Origin of the sequence: Limnobacter sp. UBA3528, from assembly GCF_002377005.1 — a bacterium.
Taxonomy (GTDB): Bacteria; Pseudomonadota; Gammaproteobacteria; order Burkholderiales; family Burkholderiaceae_B; genus Limnobacter.
This window is the reverse complement of record NZ_DFOZ01000032.1, coordinates 62,521-71,153: the sequence shown is the minus strand read 5'-3', so window position 1 is coordinate 71,153 and position 8,633 is coordinate 62,521. Positions and strand designations below refer to the sequence as shown.

Here is an 8,633-nt window from a genome sequence, read left to right as displayed (position 1 = left end):
GAAAACCTGCCCGTTTGAATTCACCCGCCACGATCGGCCTAAGGCCGGCACCGAGACTCGGCTCGCTTTTTTGCCGAGCGAGGTGAGTCAGGGTGAATCTCAAAAAGGGAAATACAGGTTTTCTGGCGAGAGATTGAAATTCGCGCCGGGTGGGCCAAGCAAACCTGCAATCAATACGGTTAAACTATCGCAACAGTTTTCAGGAGAACTTCGCTTTGGGAATTCGCGTACTCGTGCTTGGCGCACAAGGCCAGCTTGGTCACACCATCGGACAACATGCCAAGCCTGCTTTGATGGAAACGATGGACGCCTGCATCAGCTACGGTCGCGACAAAGCCGACCTGTCCAAGCCCGACACCCTGATCAATGCGCTGAAAGATATACGCCCCGACGTAGTGATCAACGCAGCTGCCTACACCAACGTAGAAAAAGCAGAAACCGAAACTGAACTTGCACACACCATCAACGCAAAAGCGGTGGGCATTTTGGCCGAGCAATGCAAGAAGCAGGGAGTGGCCCTGGTGCATTACAGCACCGACTATGTGTTCGATGGCAAAGCCAGTCAACCCTACACCGAAACCGATGCCACCAACCCACTCAGCGCGTATGGAAAATCGAAACTGGAAGGCGAGAAATACCTGAAAGAAGTGGGCGGGAATTGGGTGGTATTTCGCACGGGTTGGGTGTACGGCCAGCGTGGCAATAACTTTTGCCGAACCATGATCAAGCTGGCGCAAGAGCGAGACACACTGAAGGTGGTTGACGACCAAACAGGTGCGCCAACACCCGCAAACTGGTTGGCTGAATTGGGGTTGACCGTGGCCGGTGTTGTGGCCATGCACCGCTACAAAACCATGGGCAAACTGGCACCTACTTTTCTGCCCGATTTTCCTTCTGAAATTCCCAGCGGTGAAATTTTTCACGCCAGTGCTGCAGGTGTTACCACCTGGTTTGACTATGCTTGTTTGGCCATTGAAAACGCGCACAAACAAGGCATTGTTCAACGCATGCCCAACATTGAACGTGCATCAACTTCCAGCATGAATTTCGCTGCACAGCGCCCGGCTTACTCGGTGTTGGACAATACAAAGTTAATGAATACCTTTCGGGTAAACCCACCAGAGTGGACGAAAGGCGTGCGCAATTTTGTGCTCAATTATTGATCAATGAATTCGCAGCACGGTACTTTTCACGGAAGCCCAAGCGCCAACCATGACCAATACCACCCACACCAGAACCAACCCCAGCGCGGTAATGCCGCTGGGTTGCTCGAAGCGGAAGTCGCGATCGAATTCACGAATAAAGGTACCCGCTGCGTCATCGGCCAAGCCCATGGCGCCACTGACCACCGCATAGGCCAAACCAAAAGCCACCAGCGCCAGGCTGACTGACCACCACAGTGTGGGGCGGCCCACTTCCGTGTCGGTGGCTCCCAGCGACTTCAACACATGCACTTCAGCCTGGTTGCGAATCAGCTGCAAGCGCACGGTGTTGAAAGTCACCACCAGCACCATGCCTGCAATCAACACCGCCAAAGCCATGGCAATAATTTGTGTGCCGTTCAGTACCGATTGAAGGCGGCGAACCCACTGCGCGTCGTACTGTACATGTTCTACACCCGTGAAATTTTGCCACTGGCCAATCTTGGTTTCGATGGCTTGCGTGTCAGTGGTGGCATCCACTTCCAGTACCACCACCACAGTGTAGGGCAGCGGGTTTTCTGGCAAGGCTTCGGCCAAATCGGGCGTTTGGCTTTGCGTGCGCAGGCGTTCCATGGCCTGTTCCGGCGTCACAATGGTCACGCTGTCCAAATCGAAATCACGTTTCAATTGTGCAGCCGCACTTTTCACCGAATCCAGTGTGGCATCCGGTTTGAAGTACAGGCTGATTTCGGGGTCGCCCACCCAACGGTCCATGCTGGGCACAATGGCGCTTAAGCCTTGCGCGATGGTCCAGGGCATGGCCAGTGCAATCGCCAGTACCAGCGCATTGAACAGGTGGCCAAGTGGTTCATCAAGCCACAGTTTTAAACCGGCAGAAATGGAAAACCACTGCAAACGTAACCAACGCATGTGTTGTCTCTTAAAAGTGGATCAAGCCCCGTAGGCCTTGTTCAGAAAGTCTTTGGAAAAAGTTTGAACGCCTGCCTCGCGGCCACCGTTGTGCGACAAATCGGCTGGTGCGGGCAGCACCGCGCCTTCGCCCAGTTTCAGGCGATGCGTTACACGGTTAAAGCGGTGTGCCTCGTGGGTGGCCACAATAATGGTGACACCCGCGCGGTTGAATTCTTCCAGCAAGCCCACCACGCGCGCGGCCGATTCATCGTCCAGCTGAGCCGTGGGTTCATCGGCCAATACAAGGGCAGGGCGGTTCACCACGGCGCGTGCAATTTGCAAACGCAATTGTTGCCCACCCGACAGTTCACTGGGTAGCATGCGGTCGGTGTGGCTTAAGCCCACGCGGGCCAGCGCGGCTTTCACGCGGCTTTGAATGTCGGCTTCAGAAAGGCCCACTACGCGCAGGGGCAAGGCCACGTTGTCGAAGCAACTGCGGTTGTGCAGCAGTTCAACATCCATGCCGGTGTAGCCCACGTTGCGGCGGTAGTGTGCGCGTTCGCGGCGATTCAGGCGTGCGATCGAGCTTTTGCCCACCAGAATGTCGCCACTGCTGGGTTGCTCAAACGTAGCCAGCAAGCGAAGTATTGAACTTTTACCCGCGCCAGAATGGCCTTCGAGAAGGGTGAAGGAACCCTTGGGCAACTGAAAATTCACGCCCTTCAAGGCGGCGTGGGTGCCGTACTTCAAGGTGACGTTTTTGAATTGGATCATGCGGTTTGGTTTCCATCAGTATCAATACCCACCAGCGCATTGGCAAATTCACGGGGGCTGAAAGGGCGCAGGTCGCCCATTTTTTCACCCACACCGATAAAGGCCACGGGTACGCGGGTGCTCATGCTCATGGCTGCCAAAATGCCGCCTTTGGCAGTGCCGTCCAGCTTGGTGACCACCAGGGCGGTCAGTGTAAGTGCATCGTTGAAGGCCTTGATTTGCTGCAGGGCGTTCTGGCCGTTGGTGGCATCCACGACCAGCACAATTTCATGCGGTGCATCCATCTTGGCTTTGCCCAGTACTTTCTTGATTTTTTTCAGCTCTTCCATGAGGTGAAGCTGCGTGGGCAGGCGGCCAGCGGTGTCGCAAATCACAATGTGTTTGTTGCGCGAAATACCCGCCTGTACTGAATCGAAGGCCACTGCGCCGGGATCGCTGCCCTCTGCGGAAATGACGTCTACATTGCTGCGTTGGGCCCACACATCCAGTTGTTCGCGGGCTGCGGCACGAAAGGTGTCGCCAGCTGCCAACAGAACGGAGTAACCGATTTCAGCATAGTGGTTGGCCAGTTTGCCGATGCTGGTGGTTTTGCCAGCACCGTTGACACCCACCACCATCATGATCAAGGGGCGGGCACGGTCCACGCCCATGCTGGTTTCCAGGGGGCGCAGCAGGTCGAATACCGCATCGCGCAGCACCAAGCGTACGTCTTCAGGCCGGGTCAGGCCTTTCTGGTACACCGTGTCGCGCACTTTCTGCATGAGCAGTTCAGTGGCGGGCAAGCCGCAATCGGCCAGCAGCAGGCGTTCTTCCATTTCTTCGAAAAAGGCTTCGTCGACCTTTTCGCCGGTGAACATGGAGGTAAGGCCGGAACGGGTTTTGGTCAAACCCGATTTCAAACGACCAAGCCAGTCCTGTCTCTGCCCAGGAATCTGCATGTAAAACTCCAATTGAGGAAACTAAGCGGTGCGAACGACTGTCACACAGCGAGATGTTGAATGACTTATTCTACCATTGAGCTTAAAACGGACGTTTGCTGTAAAAGGTGTCTTGAATGATAAAAACAGGTTTTCAACTGAATCGGCGTTGGGCAGCACTGGCTGCAGGCGCTTTGCTGATTGCAAGTACGCAATTGCTGATGGTTAACGCTGCCTCTGCGGCCGACGGCGATGTGACTGAGTACAAACTGAACAATGGCTTGCGTGTGGTGGTGAAGGAAGATCACCGTTCACCCACCGTGGCGCACATGGTGTGGTACAAGGCCGGCTCGATGGATGAGTACAACGGCACCACCGGTGTGGCCCACGTGCTTGAGCACATGATGTTCAAGGAAACAAAAAACCTGAAGGTGGGTGAGTTTTCCGAAACTGTGGCTGCGCTGGGTGGGCGCGACAATGCGTTCACCAGCCGCGATTACACGGCTTATTTTCAGCAGCTTCAGGCCAAAGACCTTGGCAAAGTGATGGCACTTGAAGCCGACCGCATGGCCAATCTTATTCTCAGCGAAAGCGAGTTTGAAAAAGAGATCAAGGTGGTGATGGAGGAGCGCCGTTACCGCACCGATGACCAGGCCACCGGTAAGCTTTATGAAGCGTTCATGGCCACGGCTTTTCAAGCCAACCCCACGCGCACGCCAGTGATTGGCTGGATGAGCGACCTGGAAGCCATGACCTACAAGGACGCGCGCAAGTGGTACGACACTTGGTACACGCCGCAAAATGCAGTGCTGGTGGTGGTGGGCGATGTGCAGCCCGCGCAAGTAAAAGCCATGGCTGAGAAAACCTACGGCAAGGTAAAACCCAAGAAGCTTGAAGAACGCAAACCGCAAGAAGAGCCCAAACAAGAGGGCATACGCCGTGTACAGGTAAAAGCACCGGCGGAGAACCCTTACCTGATTATGGGTTTCAAGGTACCGAAGCTGGAAAATGTTCTGAAAGATCGCGATGCCTATTCACTGGCTGTGCTCAGTGCGGTCTTGGATGGTTATTCCGGTGCGCGTTTGAATCGTGAGTTGGTACAAAATCAGAAAGTGGCTTTGCAGGCCGGTGCCAGTTATGACATGACAGGCCGTGGCCCCTCGCTGTTTTACCTCGATGGTGCGCCCGCCCCCGGCCAAACCGTGGAGGCGCTGGAAAAGGCCTTGCTGGCTCAGGTCAAAAAGGTGGCCGATGAGGGCGTGAGCGACGCTGAACTGGCCCGCGTGAAAGCCCAGTTGATTGCCAGCCAGGTGTACAAGCGGGATTCCGTGTACGGGCAGGCAGTTGAAATTGGCCAGAACCTGACCATTGGTTTTGAGGTCGGTGACATTGATCGAATGATTGAACAAATTAAAACCGTGACCGCTCAGGAAGTGCAATACGCCGCGCAGAAATTTTTTGACCAAGACCAGTTGACCGTGGGTACCTTGTTCCCGCTGCCGATTGACCCCAACAAGAAAGATGCGCCGCCCAAGGGCCTCAGCCACTAATGAGTCATTAATAGGCCACTAAGCAGGAAACAGAATATGTTGAGTAGCAAAAACAAAGTATTTATTCGCGGCCTGTTTGCCGCTGGTGCCACCGCAGCCGCCGTGTTTTCAGCGCCTGCAAACGCCGCCTTGCCGATTGAAAGCTGGACCGCAGCCAGCGGTGCGAAAGTGATGTTTATGCGCGCTGAAGCGTTGCCCATGCTGGATGTGCGCGTGGACTTTCCCGCGGGCAGCCGCGCAGACCCCAAGGGCAAAGAGGGCCTGGCCAGTGCAACCGGTGACATGATTGGTCGCGGTGCAGAAGGCCTTTCCGAGAACGACATTGCCGATGGCTTTGCTGACACCGGCGCGCAGTTTTCCGGCGGTGCCAGTAGCGATTCCGCAGGGGTGCAATTGCGTACCTTGACCTCCGAGCCCGAGTTTTCAAAAGCCATTTCCCTGATGAAAACCGTGCTGCAAAAGCCAGTGTTTAATGCAGAAATTTTGGCGCGTGAAACAGCGCGCAGTGTGGCTGGCCTGAAAGAGGCTTTGACCAAGCCCGACACCTTGGCGGACCGTGCATTTGCTACAGCGCTTTACCCCAATCACCCTTACGGCACACACACCACAGAAGCCAGCCTGAAAGCCATTACCCTGGCCGATGTGGAGCAGTTTTACAAAACCCGTTACCTGGGCAACAAGGCGGTGGTTTCACTGGTAGGCAATATTACCCGCGCACAAGCGGAGCAACTTGCCAATGAGTTGACCGCAGGCTTGCCCAAGGGTGAGCTACAAGGTAACCCCTTGGGCGGCACCGACTACCAAGAACTGCAGGCGGCCATGAAAGGCCAAACCATTCAAATTGATCACCCCGCTGCGCAAAGCCACATTTTGATGGGGCTGCCCGCCATGCGCCGTGGCGCACCCGATTACTTCGATTTGCTGGTGGCCAATCACATTCTGGGTGGCGGTGGTTTTGTGTCGCGCCTGATGGATGAAATTCGCGAGAAGCGTGGCTTGGCCTACAGCGCCTATTCTTACTTCATGCCAGCGGGCGATGCAGGCCCATTCCAGGCGGGCGTGCAAACCAAAAAAGAGTCCACTGCCCAAGCCGTGCAAATTATGCGAAAAACCATTCTTGATTTTATCGAGAAGGGCCCAACACAGGCAGAACTGAATGCCGCCAAACAAAATCTGGTGGGTGGCTTCCCCTTGCGGATCGACAGCAATGGCAAGTTGCTGGGCAATATTTCAATGATGGGCTTGCACAACATGCCTTTGGATTACCTGGACAACTGGACTGCCGAGATTGAGAAGGTCACTGTTCAAAGCGCGCGCGAGGCATTTGCCAAGCATGTGAAAGCGGACAAATTGGTGACCGTGGTGGTGGGCGGAAAGGTTGAGTAAGCAAGTTGAATAAGCAAGCCAATAAGCTCCGGATCATTGGCGGCGCGTGGCGCAGGCACTTGCTGCCCATAGCGCCAGTGGAGGGGCTGCGGCCCACACCCGACCGGGTTCGTGAAACCGTGTTCAACTGGCTTGGGCAAGACTGCACGGGCATGCAAGTGCTCGACTTGTACGCAGGCACAGGTGCCTTGGGATTTGAGGCGGCCTCGCGCGGGGCAAGCAATGTGGTGCTTGTGGAGCAGAACCGCCAGGTGGTTGCCCAGTTGCAGGAGAACAAATCCTACCTGCTGTCGAAATGGCCTGCGGCCGAGGGGGGCAAGCCGCCCTCCATTCAAATTGAAGCCAATGATGTGCTTGCTTGCTTGAAACGTTTGGCCAGCGCGGGCAAGCAATTCGACCTGGTGGCGCTCGACCCGCCCTTTCGAAGCGATTTGATGCAGGCCACCTTGCCCTTGATCAAGGCAGTATTGAAACCCAGCGGCTTGGTGTACGCTGAATGGCATGAAAACATGCTGGCCGATGAAGCCGCACTGTGCAAGGCGTTGAATGTTCAAGAAATTGATGCTTTGCGGCATTTAAAAGCAGGCCAAGTGCATGCCCATTTGTTTGCCCTGCCTGCTGTGTGATACAAAGCGGGGATAGAGCAGTATCACGCGAATAAAACCCTTTGATATGGAGATCAGCGATGCGCATTGCTGTATATCCCGGAACATTCGACCCGCTAACCCGTGGTCATGAAGATTTGGTGCGCCGAGGCGCGAAGATTTTCGACAAGTTGGTTGTGGGCGTGGCCGACAGCCCCAACAAGAAACCTTTCTTTTCCATGGACGAGCGCGTGCAAATTGCGCGCGAAGTGCTGAGCCACTACCCCAATGTTGAAGTGAAAGGTTTTCGTGGTTTGCTGAAAGACTTTGTGCGCGAGAACAACGCCAATGTGATTATTCGCGGTTTGCGTGCTGTGAGCGATTTTGAGTACGAGTTTCAAATGGCGGGCATGAATCGCTATTTGCTGCCCGATGTGGAAACCATGTTCCTGACGCCTTCGGATCAGTACCAGTTCATTTCCGGCACCATTGTGCGTGAAATTGCCTCACTGGGCGGCGACGTCAGCAAGTTTGTGTTTCCCTCGGTTGAACATTGGTTGAACCAGAAGCTGGGCTTGACCCCGCCGCAGGTGATCAACAAGTAAAGTGAACGTATGGCTTTAATCATCACCGATGAATGCATTAACTGCGACGTGTGCGAGCCCGAGTGCCCGAACGGCGCGATCAGCATGGGTGAAGAAATTTATGAAATAGACCACGGTAAATGCACCGAGTGCGTGGGGCATTTCGACGAGCCGCAATGCGTGGTGGTGTGCCCGGTTGAATGCATTCCCAAAGACCCGGCCCATCCCGACACCCAGCAGCAATTGCTGGGCAAGTTTTTCAAACTACACCCCGACAAAACCCCTTATTTGCCCGCAGCTTCGGCCACTGGTGATACTGCCGCATTGTCCAAGCCGGCGCCCACCGAGGGTTGTTGAACGGTTCACACCAGAAGCAACCCCGCATTCAGTTTTTCTATACAAAGTTCCTGCAGCGTAGTTTCTTTTTTCTATAATTCACCCTTTATTGAATTGGACTTTGTACGAAATATGTCGTACATTAAGCATGCCTGTGGGTTATAAATCAGCAAGAAAAGAAATCTTGCATGCGCTACGGAACGGAAATTACCAGCATGAGTCACGTGGCGATATTGATGTTAAAAATTTGCTCGCCATGGGTAAAATTTCGGCGACAGAGGTCGCGGTGCTGATTGCCAGTAGCGATGGAAGTATGCATACGGAATCGCCACACCACGTGGTCAAAGAGATAACTGTGCATGTAATTAAAGTTAAAAGCTGGTACATCAAGTTTTATTTCTTGGATCCTGATGCTTGGTTTATTAGCGTGCACAAATAAATTCAGGAA

The 8,633-nt window shown here is 54.4% G+C and carries 10 protein-coding genes; 7 read left to right on the top strand and 3 right to left on the bottom strand.

Translation table 11 applies throughout. The features are described from left to right. Positions 1 to 215 precede the first annotated feature (215 nt). Positions 216 to 1,163, top strand: coding sequence for a dTDP-4-dehydrorhamnose reductase (gene rfbD / locus B4N58_RS10220; RefSeq protein WP_291748876.1), 948 nt, complete (start codon positions 216 to 218; stop codon positions 1,161 to 1,163). On the opposite strand, the gene B4N58_RS10215 is transcribed toward rfbD, so the two are convergent. Genes B4N58_RS10215 through ftsY form a run of 3 tightly spaced genes read right to left on the bottom strand, consistent with a single transcriptional unit; the run spans position 1,164 to position 3,766 of the window. Continuing rightward, positions 1,164 to 2,072 carry a cell division protein FtsX gene (locus B4N58_RS10215; RefSeq protein WP_291748873.1) on the bottom strand — a complete coding sequence of 303 codons (909 nt, stop codon included), beginning with the start codon at positions 2,070 to 2,072 and terminating at the stop codon, positions 1,164 to 1,166. It abuts the gene before it with no gap. A 21-nt stretch (positions 2,073 to 2,093) separates the two neighbouring features. Beyond that, positions 2,094 to 2,828, bottom strand: coding sequence for a cell division ATP-binding protein FtsE (locus tag B4N58_RS10210; protein ID WP_291748870.1), 735 nt, complete (start codon positions 2,826 to 2,828; stop codon positions 2,094 to 2,096). After that, complete coding sequence (gene ftsY, locus B4N58_RS10205; protein ID WP_008247791.1) at positions 2,825 to 3,766, bottom strand: signal recognition particle-docking protein FtsY; 942 nt, start codon at positions 3,764 to 3,766, stop codon at positions 2,825 to 2,827. The genes B4N58_RS10210 and ftsY overlap by 4 nt, the downstream gene beginning before the upstream one ends. A gap of 116 nt (positions 3,767 to 3,882) precedes the next feature. Here ftsY and B4N58_RS10200 point away from each other — a divergent pair, with 116 nt between their 5' ends. The 6 genes from B4N58_RS10200 (at position 3,883) to B4N58_RS10175 (ending at position 8,624) form a co-directional block, all read left to right on the top strand. Then, entirely contained in the window at positions 3,883 to 5,295 is a 1,413-nt protein-coding gene (locus B4N58_RS10200) for a M16 family metallopeptidase (RefSeq protein WP_008247794.1), read from the top strand. Between the two features lie 36 nt (positions 5,296 to 5,331). Continuing rightward, positions 5,332 to 6,681 carry a M16 family metallopeptidase gene (locus tag B4N58_RS10195; RefSeq protein ID WP_291741512.1) on the top strand — a complete coding sequence of 450 codons (1,350 nt, stop codon included), beginning with the start codon at positions 5,332 to 5,334 and terminating at the stop codon, positions 6,679 to 6,681. Between the two features lie 5 nt (positions 6,682 to 6,686). Continuing rightward, a complete protein-coding gene (gene rsmD / locus B4N58_RS10190; protein ID WP_291748865.1) occupies positions 6,687 to 7,307 on the top strand; it encodes a 16S rRNA (guanine(966)-N(2))-methyltransferase RsmD in 621 nt (206 codons plus the stop codon). 59 nt (positions 7,308 to 7,366) lie between these two features. Next, complete coding sequence (gene coaD / locus B4N58_RS10185; protein ID WP_008247800.1) at positions 7,367 to 7,870, top strand: pantetheine-phosphate adenylyltransferase; 504 nt, start codon at positions 7,367 to 7,369, stop codon at positions 7,868 to 7,870. A 9-nt stretch (positions 7,871 to 7,879) separates the two neighbouring features. Continuing rightward, on the top strand, positions 7,880 to 8,206 hold the full coding sequence (locus B4N58_RS10180) for a YfhL family 4Fe-4S dicluster ferredoxin (RefSeq protein WP_291748859.1): 327 nt from the start codon (positions 7,880 to 7,882) through the stop codon (positions 8,204 to 8,206). 127 nt (positions 8,207 to 8,333) lie between these two features. Further along, a complete protein-coding gene (locus tag B4N58_RS10175) occupies positions 8,334 to 8,624 on the top strand; it encodes a hypothetical protein (protein ID WP_291748856.1) in 291 nt (96 codons plus the stop codon). Positions 8,625 to 8,633: the final 9 nt, after the last annotated feature.

Bases quoted from the DNA above. Each gene is read 5' to 3' on its own strand.
- ftsY (WP_008247791.1), bottom strand. From the start codon at position 3,766: ATGCAGATTCCTGGGCAGAGACAGGACTGGCTTGGTCGTTTGAAATCG.
- B4N58_RS10180 (WP_291748859.1), top strand. From the start codon at position 7,880: ATGGCTTTAATCATCACCGATGAATGCATTAACTGCGACGTGTGCGAG.
- B4N58_RS10195 (WP_291741512.1), top strand. From the start codon at position 5,332: ATGTTGAGTAGCAAAAACAAAGTATTTATTCGCGGCCTGTTTGCCGCT.
- B4N58_RS10175 (WP_291748856.1), top strand. From the start codon at position 8,334: ATGCCTGTGGGTTATAAATCAGCAAGAAAAGAAATCTTGCATGCGCTA.
- B4N58_RS10200 (WP_008247794.1), top strand. From the start codon at position 3,883: ATGATAAAAACAGGTTTTCAACTGAATCGGCGTTGGGCAGCACTGGCT.
- coaD (WP_008247800.1), top strand. From the start codon at position 7,367: ATGCGCATTGCTGTATATCCCGGAACATTCGACCCGCTAACCCGTGGT.
- B4N58_RS10215 (WP_291748873.1), bottom strand. From the start codon at position 2,072: ATGCGTTGGTTACGTTTGCAGTGGTTTTCCATTTCTGCCGGTTTAAAA.
- B4N58_RS10210 (WP_291748870.1), bottom strand. From the start codon at position 2,828: ATGATCCAATTCAAAAACGTCACCTTGAAGTACGGCACCCACGCCGCC.